Origin of the sequence: Actinoplanes sp. NPDC049548, assembly GCF_040676695.1 — a bacterium.
GTDB lineage: Bacteria > Actinomycetota > Actinomycetes > Mycobacteriales > Micromonosporaceae > Actinoplanes.
Map to the genome: position 1 here is coordinate 147,757 of NZ_JBFAPM010000009.1, position 13,743 is coordinate 161,499.

Consider the following 13,743-nt stretch of genomic DNA (forward strand, 5'->3'; position numbering starts at 1 on the left):
GGGATCGTAGCGAATCTGGCAAAACGCCGCGCACTCCCGCGACTTTTTGCCATGGTGGACCCAGGATTCCCGACCGGTGCCCCCGGCCGCTCGGCTTGAGCCCATCAAGGCGGAGCCATGAGCATCAGTCAGCACCAGACGGCAAGCGGCCGCCCGCTGCGAGTCGCCCCGGCATGGGTCGGCGCCGCCCGCCCCGCGGCCGTCGACGACCACCTGCTGCCGGTCCGGGAAGCGGTCTGGATCTATTCGGTACGCCGGTACGCCCGCATCGCCCTCTGGGCCCTCCCGCTCGGCGCCGCCCTCTACGGCTGGTCCACCCTCGGCGTGCCCAGCCCGGCCGGCCGGCTCATGGTCCAGGTCGTCGCGGGCTGGCTGTGCACCATCGCGATGATCGCGCTGGCGGGGCTGCTGGCGGGCTCACGTACCCGCCGGCCGGCCGTCGCGGGCCTGCTGATCGGCCTGGCCGGCGCCCTCCTGTGGCTGCCGCTGCTCACCCTGCCGGGCGGTGGCGTGGCCGCCTCGCCGGGCGCCTCGGCCGGGTCGCCGTCGCTGGAGGTCGGCGGTCCGGCAGGTGCCGGCGGGCTGCCGGAGCTGAGTCTCACGGCCGCGCAGGTGCACACGGCGTCCGTCCTCGCGGCGGCCGTGATGGGGGCGGGGTGGCTGCTGCTGGGCTGGGCGGTGCTGCGGTCCAAACTGGTCAATCCGGCGGACGGGGTGCTGCTGATTCTCGCGGCCGTGTCGATCGGGGCAGGATCGTTCGCCGTCAAGCCTTTGCCGACGGTCGGGGCCCTGATCCTGCTGGCGGCCGGCATGGGTCTCGCGTGGACCGGCTCCCGCCTGATCCCGTCCGCCTGATCCCGTCCGCCTGATCGGCTTCCACGGCTGGTCCCGTTTGTCCTCACAGGCTTGCACGGCTGGTCCCGTTTGTCCCGACCGGCCCTTGCCGCTGGTTCCGCTTGTCGTGACCGGCTCTCACGACTGGTTCCGCTTGTCCTGACCGGCTTTGATGGCTGGTCCCGCTTGTCCTTTCGGCTCGGGAACCGCGGGCTGAATGCGCCGGATTCCTCGACGTCGCCCACCCGGCGCCGCTGCCGGTTCGAAGGACCGTCAGTGGGGGCGCGAGCGTTTGATGCGGTACACCACCGAGCGGCGCAGGGGGCCCGGCGGGATGGTCGGGTCGTCGAAGTCGTCGGCCGGGTCGTGGGTCATGCCGAGCCGGTGCATCACGGCCTGGGAGCGTTGGTTGCCGGCGGCGGTGATGGCCAGGATCTCGGGGAGCCGCAGGACGTCGAAGCCGAAGTCCAGGCAGGCGTGGCCGGCTTCGGTGGCGTAGCCGTGGCCCCAGGCCGACCGGGCCAGGCGCCAGCCGACCTCGACGCCCTGGAACGGCATGGAGTCCTCGACCGGGTCGAGGCCGGCCATGCCGATGAACTCGCCCGTAGCCGCCACCTCGAGAGCCCACCAGCCCCAGCCGCGCTGCTCCAGATCGGACCGGAAGGCGCTGATCGAGCCGGCGCTCTGCTCGTACGTGAGGATGGCCGGGAAGTGCTCCCGGACCAGAGGATCGGCGTTCATCGCGGCCCAGGGGAGCGTGTCCTCCTCGCGCCATTGGCGGAGCAGGAGCCGTGCGGTCTTCAGCTCGGTGATCGTCATATCAGCCCAGATCCTTCGAGGGGCACGGCGGCCACGCCCGGGGGGCATTCGCCTGAAGATGTCGTCATGGCGTCCGAGTGTGCCTGTCCGCCGCCAGTCGCGGTGCCGGGTGGGCCCGACCCGGCGAGGTTGTCGCGCCTGGAGTGTTCGCGGGCTGGCGGTCGCGGTGCAGGGTAGGCCTGACTTGACGAGGTTGTCGCGCCCGCAGGGTTCGTGGCTTGCCGGTCGCGGTGCCGGGTGGTCCTTGCAACGGGAAGGCGTTTGGTCGTGGCGGGGCGTCACAGGTCGTCATCGCGGCCCAGTTCCCAGAAGGCTACGGCTGCTGCCGCTGCGACGTTGAGGGAGTCGACGCCGCGGCGCATGGGGAGGCGGATCGGGGTGTCGCTTGCGGAGAGGGCCTGGTGGGAGAGGCCGGGGCCCTCGGCGCCGAGGAGGAGGGCGGGGCGGGTTCGCTGGGTGGGGGTGAGGCGCTGCATCGGGAGGGCTTCGGGGGACGGGGTCAGGGCCAGGATGGTGAAGCCTGCTTCGCGGACCCGTTTCAGGCCGTCGGGCCAGGGCTCCAGGCGGGCGTACGGGATGGCGAAGACCTCGCCCATGCTCACTCGGACGCTGCGGCGGTAGAGCGGGTCCGCGCACGACGGTGACAAGAGGACGGCGTCGATGCCCAGGGCGGCCGCGCCGCGGAAGACGGCGCCGATGTTGGTGTGGTTGTTGACGTCCTCGAGGATGGCGACGCGGCGGGCGGTGGTGAGGACGTCGCCGGCATCGCGCAGGGGGAGGCGGTGGAAGGAGGCGAGCACCCCTCGGTGGACGTGGAAGCCGGTCGCCTTCTCGAGCACTGCCGGCGTCGCCGCGTAGACCGGGGCGTCGCCGAGGTCGTCGAGCTGGTCGATCCGTTTGGCGTCGACCAGGTAGGACCGGGGCCGGTAGCCGGCGCGGCGGGCGCGGCGCAGCACCAGCTCGCCCTCGGCGATGAAGAGGCCGTTGGGGGGCTCCCACTTGGTGCGCAGCTCCAGGTCGGTGAGCGCGCGGTAGTCGCCGAGCCGGTCGTCGTCGGGGTCGGTGATCAGGTGGACGTCCGGCACGGTCAGCCGAGCCGGTAGGTGAGGTGGGTGGCGTGGCCGGAGACGCGCCCGTGGATCTGGCGCAGCTGCCGGGGTGCCGCCCCGGTGAAGAGGGGAGTGCCGGAGCCGAGCAGGACCGGTGCCAGGTGCAGCCGCAGCTCGTCGGTGAGGCCGGCGTCGACCGCCCCCCGGACGGTCTCGCCGCCGCCCATGATGACGACGTCGCGTTCCTCGGCCATCGCGCGCGCCTTGGCGACGGCGCTGTGCAGGCCGTCGACGACGAAGGTGACCCGGTCGCCGAGCCGGGCGTGGTCCGGCGGGTTGCGGGTCACGACCAGGATGGGCGGCGGGGCGGCCAGGTCGGCGCCGTAGCCGATCTCGTCGTTCCAGCCGTGCGGCCCGTCGATGATGTCGAACAGGCGGCGGCCCATGACGACCACGCCGGTCGCGTCGGTGGCGGCGGTCAGCACCTCGCGGTCGACCGCGTCGCCCTCGAACACCCAGGTGTGCAGCCCCTCGCCGCCGTGGCCGAGGCCGTGAGCCAGGTCGGGGTCGGGACCGGTCACGAACCCGTCGAGCGACACGGAGATGTCGGCGACCACCTTGCCCATGCGGAGACTCCTCGGCTTGTTCGCTTGCAGAGCCGAGCATGCCATCCGGGTACGACAGAAGGAGCCGCCGGGCGGCCGGGGTGGGGGAGGAATCGTGTCTTCGCTGGCCGGACGGGGTGGGTGGCCGCCGATGCGGCTCGGGCCACGGGGTAGCGCGGCGGACTGCGCCCGGCGGCAGTACGGTTGTACTGTACGCGTCGTTCGGCGGTCGGGGGGTGTGCTGGTGTCATCCGGTTCCGGGTCCGACCCCCACATGCTCGCGTTGCTCAGGGCCATGCGTCTGCGCTCGGCCGCACCGGATGCGGTCGCGGCCGGAGAAGCGGACGCTGACGCCGCCCTCGCCGGCCAGGCAGCAGCGGGCGACAACCGGGAAGGCGCCGAGCCGGTGCATCCGGAGTCGCTGCTCCACCCGCACTGGCCCTCGGCCCGCACGGAGAACCACCCGTCCGTGGAACCGCCGGGGGAGCAGCACGCCCTTCCGCCGGCCGGACAGCCGGCGTTGCCGGCGGCACATCCGTTCCACGAGGTGGCGGGCCGGGACGTTCCGAGGCCCGAGCGCGAGCGGACAGCCGCAGAGGCGGCCGGGGACTTCCGGGCCGCCCTCGGCTCGGTGCCGTCCAGCCCACGCCCGAGCCAGCCGGCCGTCCCGCCCGCGGCCCCGGCCCCCAGCACACCGGCCCCGGCGACCGGCACGCCCGGCGGAAGCAGCAGCACCTCCGGCACCAGCAGCAGCACATCAGGCACCAGCAGCACCACCGGCACCAGCAGCACCAGCACGCCGAGCGTAAGCAGCACGCCAAGCACGCCGAGCACAGCGAGCACGCCCAGCACAAGCGGCACGCCGAGCACGTCCCCCGGCACTCCGGCGACCGGCTCCGAGATCATCGGCTCGGTGTCCGATGCCGAGGTCACCGCCTCGACGGCGAGCGCCGCGACGGGAGTTCAGGCGCCCACCTCCGGTGTCTCCACCACGAGAGCGACCGGAGGCGTCACCGGGCCGGGGACCGGTTCCGGGAGCCTGCCGGGTCACCCCGCTTCGATCCCGTCGGAGACCGAGTCCGGCGCGTCCCTTCCGGCGTCGATGACCCAGCCGATCATCGACGGGCCCGTCCGCCCGGCGGCACCGTCCCAGGTTCCGGCGCGCGGTCCGGCGGGTTCGCCGCCACCGCCCACGGATGTCGACCCCGGCCATCTCCTGGATCTACTGCCGGAGCACCTCACCCGTGCGACGCCGCCGACCCCGGGTACGAGCGCCCCGGCGCCCCAGCTCCCGGGCTCCCCGCCGCCCGCACCGGGCAGACCGAATGTGATCATCCCGCCGGCGGCAGGCGGCCCGGGAACGCCCACCCCGGCGACGCCGCGGCTCCCGCTCACTCCACCCGTCCCCGGCATGCCGCCCACACCAGGTGGTCCGACACCGGGCACTGCGGTTCCCGCAGGAGCGATCCCGGGAACCCCCGCGCCGGCCACTCCTCAACTGCCACCCAGCGGCCCTGTCCCGGGCGGGCCCTCGACCCCCGGCACCCTTGTCCCGCGCCCGGGCGCGTCGACGCCCGCGCTGCCCGGGACCCCGACGCCGGCGCTGCCCGGGACCCCGGCGCCGGCGCTGCCCGGAAACCCGACGCCCACGTTGCCGGGGACACCGACATCCACCACGCCGGCGCCCGCGTTCCCGACGACGCCGGCCACTCGTACGGGCGTACCGATCAACCGCCCGACCATCCCGTACCCGCCGGGCCCGGGACCGTGGACGGCCGCCTCGACCCAGCCGATCGAGGGGATTTCCGGTCTCGGCGGTCCGCGGCCGGTCGGCGCGCCCTGGCCGGGTGATCCGGTTCAGCCGCTGAACCCCGCGGCCCCGCTGCGCCCGCCGGTTCCCGTTCCGCCGGCGCGGACCCTTGCCCCGGTCGACGGCATGAACCCGGCCGACGACGCGATGCTGCACGAGGTGCGGCGCCTGCTCGGCAACAGTTTGTCGCTCGCCGGGGGGCCGCAGGAGGTGGCCGATCGGCTGCGGGCCGCGCTGGTCCAGGCGGAGCCCGCGCTGTTCCGCACGATTCCGGGCAGTCCGGGCTCGCAGGCGGAGCAGCTGGCCGACGGGCTGACGTGGCTGGTGCACACGTTCGATCAGCCGCCGGCGCTCGTCGCTGGTTTCGGTCGGCTCGGTGCCGCGCTCGCCGAGTGCGGGGTGGCGCCGCAGCAGTTGCAGCTGGCCGGGGCGGCGCTGGCCGAGGCGATGCGGGCCGGCATGGCGGCGAACGGGTGGCGGCAGGACTTCGACCAGGCGTGGCGGTCGACGTGGCAGCACGCGTACGAGTGGATCGTGCACGGCATGGCCACGGCCCGGTACGAGCCGACGACCTGGACCGCCGTGGTCGTGTCGCACGACCTGCGGCGGGAGGATCTGGCGGTGGTGCGGCTGCGGCCTTACCTGCCGATGCCTTACCGGCCGGGGCAGTACGCGCGGATCGAGGTGCCGGAGCTGCCCGGCGTGTGGCGGCCGTACTCGCTGGCCGGGGCGCCGCGCCGGGACAACGTCGTGGAGCTGCACGTGCGCGCGAAGTCGGTGAACGGCGTCAGTGGCACGCTGGTGCACCGGCTGACCGCGGGGGACAAGGTGCGGATCTCGCGGGCCGAGGGCGCGATGGGCCTGCCCGAGTCGGGCCGGCCCCTGCTGATGATCGCCGGGGACACCGGGGTGGCGCCGCTGAAGGCGCTGCTGACGGAGCTGGCCGCGACCGGTGATGCGCGGTCGGCGGTGCTGTTCTGGGGTGCCCGCACCCTCGATGAGCTCTACGACATCGAGGACGTCGCGGCGATCGCCCGGTCCGCGCGGCGGGCCACGGTCGTGCCGGTGATCTCCGAGGGGCCCTCCGGACCGTACGCGTCCGGGCTGGTGACCGATGCCGTGGCGGCCTACGGGGAGTGGTCGGAGCACGAGGTCTATCTGGCCGGGCCGCCGCTCATGCTGGCCGCCACCAGCGCCGCACTCCATCAGCTGGGCGTCGCCCCGGAGCGGATCCATCACGACGCCCCCGAGTGATCACACGAAGGACGACAGTGCTTTGGCGTACGCCGGAGGCACGAACGTCTGCCCCCCCGGAGTGAGCACCGCGTCGCGGGAGGCCTCGGCCCACGCCCCGGCCGGCACCGCCTCGCGCAGCGCCACCACAACCGGCGCGTCGCGCCACTGCGGGTCGTCGGCGAGCATGGTCAGGGCGACCAGGGACTCCTCGACCTCGCCGACGCACTCGAACGGCTTGTGCGCGTCGATGCCGAGCAGCTCCAGGTAGCCGGGAACCTGCGCGGGGTCGGCGAACAGGTCGCGGCCGAAGATGCGGGTGAGCCGGTCGCGCGGCATCGACGGCGCCATGGCGAGCGCGACGAAGCGGCACTTGGGGCAGTCGCCGCACCAGCGCGCCGTGGGGTCGTGCAGCTTGAACGCCTTGTTGCAGCTCGTGACCACGTCGTCGTACGCGGTGAACCGGGCGAAGAGCTGGGCGATGTGCAGTTCGGACAGCGACCGCAGGAGCGAGAAGTACGGCTCGGTGAGCCCGGCGTGCGCGGTGACCGCGGCCCGGAGCAGCCCCTCCGCCTCGACCCCCTTCGACCACTGGTGGTTGATCGGGTGACCGTTCCAGATCAGGTTGGGGTCGGACGCGGAGCGCTCGTTGGACATCACCACCGGGCCGAGGCCGTGCAGCGTGGCGGTGGCGATCGCGATGAGCGAGTTGATCGCGGTGACCGGGATGTGACCGTTGCGGGCGCCCGCCTTGTTGAGCTCGAACAGGCGCGGGTCGAGCTTGCGGCGGGCGGCCAGCGCGGGCAGGCCGGACGCGGCGTTGACGTTGACGATGACCGGGTTGGGGTTGACCGAGAACGGCACCGGGTCGAGGCCGGCGGCGCGCAGGATCTCGAGGGTGACGATGGAGTCCTTGCCGCCGCCGACGGCCGACAGGGGACGGCCGCCCGAGTTGTCGACGGGCGCCGACGGTCCGGTCACGCCCGGCACGTCGACGGTCATGTCGAGGACGTACGGCAGCTGGTTCACGTACGCGTATTCGCCGAGGCCCTTGCTGTAGACGGCGTCGAACAGGGCCTTCGCCTCGGCCGGCACGGCCGTGGGCGCCTCGATGCGCTCGGGCGCGCCGACCTTGTAGTAGCTCACCCCGGCGACGACGTGGAGCAGGTCGAGCACCCGGAGGAAGGTGTCCGGCACGGCCGCGCCCTCGGGCAGCGGGAACGTGATCGTCTCGGTGAAGGATTCGGGGGCGGGGCCGTCGAGCAGATAGTCGAACGTCGCGACCCCGGTGGCGGGGTCGTATGCGTACGAGGGGAAGCGCATGACGTCGAACTGCACCCGCGAACTCCTGTCACTCGACCGACGGGCAATACTAGTGCGACCGACCGAGGGAGTGTTCCTGTGCGCCTGGCAGACCTGCGCGGACGATCCGTAGCCGTCTGGGGTACCGGCCGTGAGGGCCGGGCCGCCGTGACCGCGATCGCCGCGCACGGCCCGTCCCGCCTGATGGCGGTGGACGACAGCGCGAACTTCCTGTCCGTGCCGTGGGAGGGCGAGCTGGCCGCGCGGGCGCCGCTGGCCGGCGGTGACCACGCCTTTCCCGCCCTGGTCTCCGCCGACGTCGTGGTGCGCTCGCCCGGCGTGCCGCAGACCCATCCGTGGATGGCCGAGCTGCGCGCGCGGGGTGTGACGGTCACGGGCGGCAGCGCGCTGTGGATGGCCGATCATGCCCGGCAGACCGTGGGGGTCACCGGCAGCAAGGGCAAGAGCACCACGTCCGCGCTGATCAGCCATCTGCTCGCGGCGGCGGGCCGGCCCAACGTCTTCGGCGGCAACATCGGCGTGCCGCTGCTCGACCTGCCTCCGGCCGAGCTGTACGTGCTGGAGCTTTCCAGCTACCAGTGCAGCGACCTGACCGACTCGCCTCGCGTCGCGGTGGTCACGTCGCTCTTCCCGGAGCATCTTGACGCGCACGGCGGCGAGCGCGAGTACTACCGCGACAAGCTGAACCTGCTGGCGCACGGGCCGGAGCTGATCGTCGTCAACGGCGCCGACCAGCGGCTGGTCCACGAGACGATCGCGGTGCGCGACGTGAACGGCTTCCCGGCGATCCCGGCCGGTTCCGGCGACTCGCGGTTCCGCATCGACGACGACGATCTCGTCTACTGCAGCGACGAGCCGCTGTTCCCGCGGGATACGCTGCGGCTGCGGGGCGGACACAACGGGCGGAACCTCTGTGTGGCTCTGGCCGTCCTGGACGGGATGGGCATCGATGTGCCGGGGCTGCGCGAGGAGCTGCGCGCGGCGGTCGCGTCGTTCGAAGGGCTGCCGCATCGCCTCGCCGAGATCGAGGATCCGTCGGGGCTGACGTTCGTGGATGACACGTTGTCCACGAGTCCGTACTCGGCCATGCATGCGATCGATGCGTACGAGGGCCGCCCCCTGACGGTTCTGGTCGGTGGCACGGACCGGGGCCTGGACTACGCGCCGCTGCGGGAGCATCTGCGGGGGCGGGAGATCACGGTGATCGGGCTGCCGGACAGCGGGCCGCGGATTCTCGCGGAGCTGGCCGGGCTGCCCGGCGTGCGTACGGAGGCGGCCGAGGATCTGCCCGCGGCGGTACGCCTGGCGCGCAAGGTGACGCCGGCCGGTGGGGTCGTGCTGCTGTCGCCGGCCGCTCCCAGCTACGGGCGGTTCCGCAACTTCGAGCACCGCTCCGAGGTCTTCGCTCAGGCCGTCCGGGACAGCGCTTAACCGGTTCTGGGCATAATTTTCGCCAAGTTTCCAAACGCCCCCGCATATTGCGAGGGCGTTTCACGTTGCGTGACAAATCAACCGTTCGGTGGATGCTGCCCTGTGTTCGGTTGACAGGGCAATAGCGGTTTGGCCGATGTATAAAACGGCCCAAATTGCCACGTGTGATGGCGGTCACGCCGTAACGGTCATATAGGGATCGACGTGCGTCAGCCGACCGTCACGTAACACGCCCTCAACAGGGTGCTCAAGGTAACGGTTTGAAAACTTCACCCGCAGGCTTGACACAGAGGGGTCCGCAGTAAGAACTTTTACCGCGACAGTTAACACTCCTTGACGAGAGGACGGCCCATGGTCGAGCCGGACGCGGACGGCACCGCCTTCACCGTGGTGGCCGACCCGCTGGTGCGCGATCAGGCGCCCGCCCCGGCGCTCCCCGACGCCAGCCACGGCGTGCTCGTACGGGTACGCACCCTGCTGCCGGAGTTCACCGGGGCCCTGCAGCGCGTCGCCGAGCAGGTCCTCACCGACCCGGCGGCCGCTTCCCGGGCCACGATCGTCGAGCTCGCCGAGCGTTCCGGCACCTCACCGGCGACGGTCACCCGCTTCTGCCGGGCACTGGGCTTCGACGGCTACTCGGACCTGCGGCTGGGCATCGCCGCCGAGACCGGCCGGGCGCGCTCGGCCGGCTGGACGGTCGACATCGGGCGCGAGATCCAGCCGAGCGACCCGCTCGAGCGCGTCCTCGCCCAGATCATGGCCGCCGACACGCGGGCCATGCACGACACCGCCGCTCTGCTCGACCTCGCGGAGGTGGAGCGGGCCGCGGTGGCGATAGCGGCAGCACCGCGGGTCAACATCTTCGGCGCCAGCGGCAGCGCGCTGGTCGGCGAGGAGATGCAGTTCAGCCTCCACCGCATCGGCGTCGCGGCCTGGGCCTGGACCGATGTGCACAACGGCCTGGCCAGCGCCGCGCTGTCGCGCGCCGGCGACGTCGCGCTCGGCATCTCGCACTCCGGCGAGACCGGCGAGACCATCGAGCTGCTCGCGGAGGCGAGCAGCCACGGGGCCACCACCATCGCCCTGACCAGCTTCCCCCGCTCCCCGCTCGCCGAGCTGGCGGACATCGTCCTGCTCACCGCCACGCAGGCCACGACGTTCCGCCCGGACGCGCTCTCCGCGCGTCACCCTCAGCTGGTCGTCCTCGACCTGCTGTACGTCGCCGTCGCCCAGCGGACCCACGAACGTTCGCACGCGGCTTTCCAACGCACCGCCCAAGCCGTCAGCGGCCACAAAGCCGTCAAGGACGGCAGCTCCGCTCCCTGAAATGCCCGAGAACACAGCTCCCCTCACACCCCCAGATGTGAATTCTTTCCAGGAGGAAAGCGTGAAGCGCAGACTCGCGGTCACCGCGACGCTCGCCGCGACGCTGCTGGCCGCCGCCGCTTGCGGTTCGAGCAGCGACAGCAGCACCACCCCCAACGCCAACGCGTCCGTGAACGGCGCCGGCAAGACCATCAAGGTGTGGCTGATGGTCGACGCCCAGTCCGGCTGGCCCGACGTCGTCAAGCAGGCCAACGAACGCTTCACCCAGGCCACCGGCGCCCAGGTCCAGGTCGACTACCAGCAGTGGCAGGACCACCTGGCCAAGCTCGACACCACCCTGGCCGGCGCCGAGGTCCCCGACGTCGTCGAGCTGGGCAACACCGAGATGCCGAAGTACGTGTTCAACGGTGCCTTCGCCCCGCTGGACAAGGGCCAGTTCGAGAACTCCGGCCAGTGGCTGACCGGCCTCTCGGCCCCGTGCGAGCTCGACGGCAAGACCTACTGCGTGCCGTACTACGCGGGCGCTCGCGTCCTGCTCTACAACACCGACCTGTTCAGCAAGGCGGGCGTTTCCGCGCCGAAGACCTACGACGACGTCGTGGCCGCGGCGAAGAAGCTCAAGGAGAAGAACGGCAGCGACAAGCAGTTCTCCGCCTTCTACATGCCGGGCAAGTACTGGTACGCCGCGATGGCGTGGGTGCACGGCTCCGGCGGCGAGATCGCCAAGAAGGACGGCGACAAGTGGGTCAGCACCCTCTCGGAGCCGGCCGCGCAGGAGGGCCTGACCAAGTGGGCCGAGCTCGCCAAGACCTACTCCAGCGGTGACCCCACCAAGGACGAGGCCGACCAGGACCCGGTGTTCGCCCAGGGCAAGACCGGCATGCTGTACGCCAACGGCTGGGAGCTCGGCGCCGTGCAGGAGCAGCCGAAGGACCCCAACGACCCGGCCTCGGCCAAGGTCAAGACCAAGGTGAACGGCAAGGTCGCCTCGGCGCCGATGCCCGGCATCCCGTCCTTCCTCGGCGGCTCGGACATCGCCGTCACCGCCAAGAGCAAGAACGCCGACCTGGCCGCCAAGTGGGCGCAGATCTTCACCGACACCAAGTCGCAGGAGGGCCTGATCGCCAAGGGCGCCCTGCCCAACGCGACCAACCTGCTCGACAAGGCCGCCGCGGTGAAGGGCAACGAGGCGACCGCGCAGGCCGCCAAGGAGACCTGGTTCGTGCCGATGGCCCCGAAGTGGTCCGAGGTCGAGTCCGCCAACGTCCTGCAGAACATGCTGGTCAGCATCGCGACCGGTAAGTCCACGGTGGCCGACGCCACCAAGGCCGCCGACGCGAAGATCAACGAGATTCTGAACGCCGCCTGATGCACCGGTGCCGCCCGTCCGCGGGCGGGCGGCACCCCTCCCGCAGGGAAGAGAGGTGAAGAGACAGATGTCGGTCGTCGACTCCCCGCCGGCGCCGCCCGCCGCGGCCCCGGCCCCGGGGGCCACCGTGGGCAAGCGCCGCCGTACCACCGGTGGCAAGGCGCCGTACGTGCTGGTGGTGCCCAGCCTGCTCCTGCTGGCCGCGCTGCTCGGATACCCGCTGGTGCGGATGGGTGTGCTCTCCTTCCAGCAGATCGGCCTGCGGCAGCTGTTCGCCAACCTGCCGCCGGAGAACGTCGGGTTCGACAACTACACCCGGGTCCTCACCGACTCGGTCTTCTACGAGGTGCTTACCCGTACCGTCGCTTTCACCGTGGTCTCGGTGATCCTGACCGTGCTGCTGGGGCTGGGCGTCGCGCTGCTCATGCGCCGCGTCTGGGGGCCGGTGCGGATCGTCATGATCGTCGCCATGATGTTCGTCTGGGCGATCCCGCAGCTGGTCGCGACCCAGACCTTCCGCTGGCTCGTCGACTCCGACTTCGGCGTCCTGAACTGGCTGATCGACCGCATCCCGGGCGTCGACTTCGCCAACCACAGCTGGTTCGCCTCCCCGATCCAGGGTTGGACCGTCATCACCGCGATCGTGGTCTGGGCGGGCATCCCGTTCATCGCGATCACCCTGAACGCCGGCCTCACCCAGGTGCCCAAGGAGCTGCTGGAAGCGGCCATGATCGACGGTGCCTCCGCGTGGCAGGCGCTGCGCCGGGTCACGCTGCCGATCCTCAAGCCGCTGCTGGTGATCGTCACGACCCTCTCGGTGATCTGGAACTTCGGCCTCTTCACCCAGGTGTGGGCGGTGCGCAACGGCCGTCCCGAGGCCGAGTACCAGGTGCTGGCGACGTGGTCGTACAGCCTGGCGTTCAAGAACAACAACTACGGGCTCGGCTCCGCGATCGCGATCATCTCCGTCGTCCTGATGCTCGGCGTGATGGTGTTCTACATGCGCCAGATGTTCAAGATCGGAGATGTGGACTGATGGTTGCCGTAGCACCGCAGACCGCCGTCCGTACGCGGCGCCGCCAGACGCGTGACTCCGACACGCCCACCGTCGGCCGCAGCGTCGCCGGCACGATCTTCGCGAACCTGGGCGGCTTGATCTTCTCGCTGGTCATGTTCTTCCCGATCTACTGGGTGGTGAACACGGCCTTCAAGCCGGCGCCCGAGATCCTCCAGTACGACCCGACGTTCTACCCGCACGGGTTCACGCTCGACAACTTCAAGTCGGCGTTCAACGCGCCGTTCTTCCAGCGCGACCTGGTCAACGGCGTCCTGATCACCGTGGGTGCGGTGATCGGCGCGCTCCTCGTCGGGTTCCTGGCGGCGCTGGCCATCGCGCGGTTCCGGTTCTACGGCCGCAAGGCGATCATCCTCATCGTCCTGTCGGTCCAGATGGTCCCGCTCGTCGCGGTGCTGATCCCGCTGTTCCTGATGCTGCAGGACTACAACCTCACGAACAGCCTGCTCGGCGTCACGCTGGTCTACATCGTGCTGATCCTGCCGTACACGGTGTGGACGCTGCGCGGCTTCGTCCAGGGCGTTCCCCGCGAGCTCGACGAGGCGGCGGCGATCGACGGGGCCAGCCGCTTCCAGATCTTCTGGCGGATCATCCTGCCGCTCACCGGTCCCGGTTTGGTGGCGACTTCGGTCTACGGCTTCATTCAGGCGTGGAACGAGTTCATCATCATCAACACCCTCAACGACCAGGCGAACCAGAACCTCATGGCCTGGCTCATGCAGAACCAGACGAGCAAGGGCACCTTCTGGGGTCCGCTCATGGCTGGCTCGATCATGACCGCTCTCCCGGTGGTCGTGTTCTTCCTGATCGTCCAGCGCAACATCGCCACCGGCCTGACGGCGGGCGCCGTCAAGGGCTGAACCCGGCAC

11 protein-coding genes are annotated in these 13,743 nt (G+C 71.3%); 7 read left to right on the plus strand and 4 right to left on the minus strand.

All coding sequences use genetic code 11. The features are described 5' to 3' along the window. The first annotated feature begins 117 nt into the window (after positions 1 to 117). Positions 118 to 855 (plus strand): hypothetical protein, encoded by a 738-nt coding sequence (locus tag AB0J80_RS19705; RefSeq protein ID WP_364706643.1) that lies wholly within the window; start codon positions 118 to 120, stop codon positions 853 to 855. Positions 856 to 1,107: 252 nt separating this feature from the next. On the opposite strand, the gene AB0J80_RS19710 is transcribed toward AB0J80_RS19705, so the two are convergent. From AB0J80_RS19710 to AB0J80_RS19720, 3 genes are all read right to left on the minus strand, one after another. Next, complete coding sequence (locus tag AB0J80_RS19710; RefSeq protein ID WP_364706646.1) at positions 1,108 to 1,653, minus strand: GNAT family N-acetyltransferase; 546 nt, start codon at positions 1,651 to 1,653, stop codon at positions 1,108 to 1,110. Between the two features lie 278 nt (positions 1,654 to 1,931). Then, on the minus strand, positions 1,932 to 2,738 hold the full coding sequence (locus tag AB0J80_RS19715; RefSeq protein ID WP_364706648.1) for an RNA methyltransferase: 807 nt from the start codon (positions 2,736 to 2,738) through the stop codon (positions 1,932 to 1,934). 2 nt (positions 2,739 to 2,740) lie between these two features. Further along, positions 2,741 to 3,328, minus strand: coding sequence for a dihydrofolate reductase family protein (locus AB0J80_RS19720; RefSeq protein WP_364706651.1), 588 nt, complete (start codon positions 3,326 to 3,328; stop codon positions 2,741 to 2,743). Between the two features lie 223 nt (positions 3,329 to 3,551). On the opposite strand from AB0J80_RS19720, the gene AB0J80_RS19725 reads away from it, so the two are divergent. Beyond that, positions 3,552 to 6,371, plus strand: a complete 2,820-nt coding sequence (locus tag AB0J80_RS19725; protein WP_364706654.1) for an FAD-binding oxidoreductase — start codon at positions 3,552 to 3,554, stop codon at positions 6,369 to 6,371. Here AB0J80_RS19725 and AB0J80_RS19730 read toward each other — a convergent pair whose 3' ends face one another. Continuing rightward, complete coding sequence (locus AB0J80_RS19730; protein WP_364706984.1) at positions 6,372 to 7,673, minus strand: hypothetical protein; 1,302 nt, start codon at positions 7,671 to 7,673, stop codon at positions 6,372 to 6,374. 78 nt (positions 7,674 to 7,751) lie between these two features. Between AB0J80_RS19730 and murD the strand changes: the two genes are divergently transcribed. The 5 genes from murD to AB0J80_RS19755 all read left to right on the plus strand — a co-directional run bounded on the left by murD (position 7,752) and on the right by AB0J80_RS19755 (position 13,734). Further along, positions 7,752 to 9,104 carry a UDP-N-acetylmuramoyl-L-alanine--D-glutamate ligase gene (murD, locus tag AB0J80_RS19735; protein WP_364706657.1) on the plus strand — a complete coding sequence of 451 codons (1,353 nt, stop codon included), beginning with the start codon at positions 7,752 to 7,754 and terminating at the stop codon, positions 9,102 to 9,104. A gap of 351 nt (positions 9,105 to 9,455) precedes the next feature. Then, positions 9,456 to 10,430, plus strand: coding sequence for a MurR/RpiR family transcriptional regulator (locus tag AB0J80_RS19740; protein ID WP_364706660.1), 975 nt, complete (start codon positions 9,456 to 9,458; stop codon positions 10,428 to 10,430). 61 nt (positions 10,431 to 10,491) lie between these two features. After that, positions 10,492 to 11,799, plus strand: a complete 1,308-nt coding sequence (locus tag AB0J80_RS19745; RefSeq protein WP_364706663.1) for an extracellular solute-binding protein — start codon at positions 10,492 to 10,494, stop codon at positions 11,797 to 11,799. 55 nt (positions 11,800 to 11,854) lie between these two features. Continuing rightward, positions 11,855 to 12,835, plus strand: coding sequence for a sugar ABC transporter permease (locus AB0J80_RS19750; protein ID WP_364706666.1), 981 nt, complete (start codon positions 11,855 to 11,857; stop codon positions 12,833 to 12,835). Next, on the plus strand, positions 12,835 to 13,734 hold the full coding sequence (locus AB0J80_RS19755) for a carbohydrate ABC transporter permease (RefSeq protein WP_364706669.1): 900 nt from the start codon (positions 12,835 to 12,837) through the stop codon (positions 13,732 to 13,734). The genes AB0J80_RS19750 and AB0J80_RS19755 overlap by 1 nt, the downstream gene beginning before the upstream one ends. Positions 13,735 to 13,743: the final 9 nt, after the last annotated feature.

What these genes read in the sequence shown, in the direction of transcription:
- AB0J80_RS19755 (WP_364706669.1), top strand. Translation starts at nt 12,835, where the DNA reads ATGGTTGCCGTAGCACCGCAGACCGCCGTCCGTACGCGGCGCCGCCAG.
- AB0J80_RS19740 (WP_364706660.1), top strand. Translation starts at nt 9,456, where the DNA reads ATGGTCGAGCCGGACGCGGACGGCACCGCCTTCACCGTGGTGGCCGAC.
- AB0J80_RS19730 (WP_364706984.1), bottom strand. Translation starts at nt 7,673, where the DNA reads ATGCGCTTCCCCTCGTACGCATACGACCCCGCCACCGGGGTCGCGACG.
- AB0J80_RS19720 (WP_364706651.1), bottom strand. Translation starts at nt 3,328, where the DNA reads ATGGGCAAGGTGGTCGCCGACATCTCCGTGTCGCTCGACGGGTTCGTG.
- AB0J80_RS19710 (WP_364706646.1), bottom strand. Translation starts at nt 1,653, where the DNA reads ATGACGATCACCGAGCTGAAGACCGCACGGCTCCTGCTCCGCCAATGG.
- AB0J80_RS19705 (WP_364706643.1), top strand. Translation starts at nt 118, where the DNA reads ATGAGCATCAGTCAGCACCAGACGGCAAGCGGCCGCCCGCTGCGAGTC.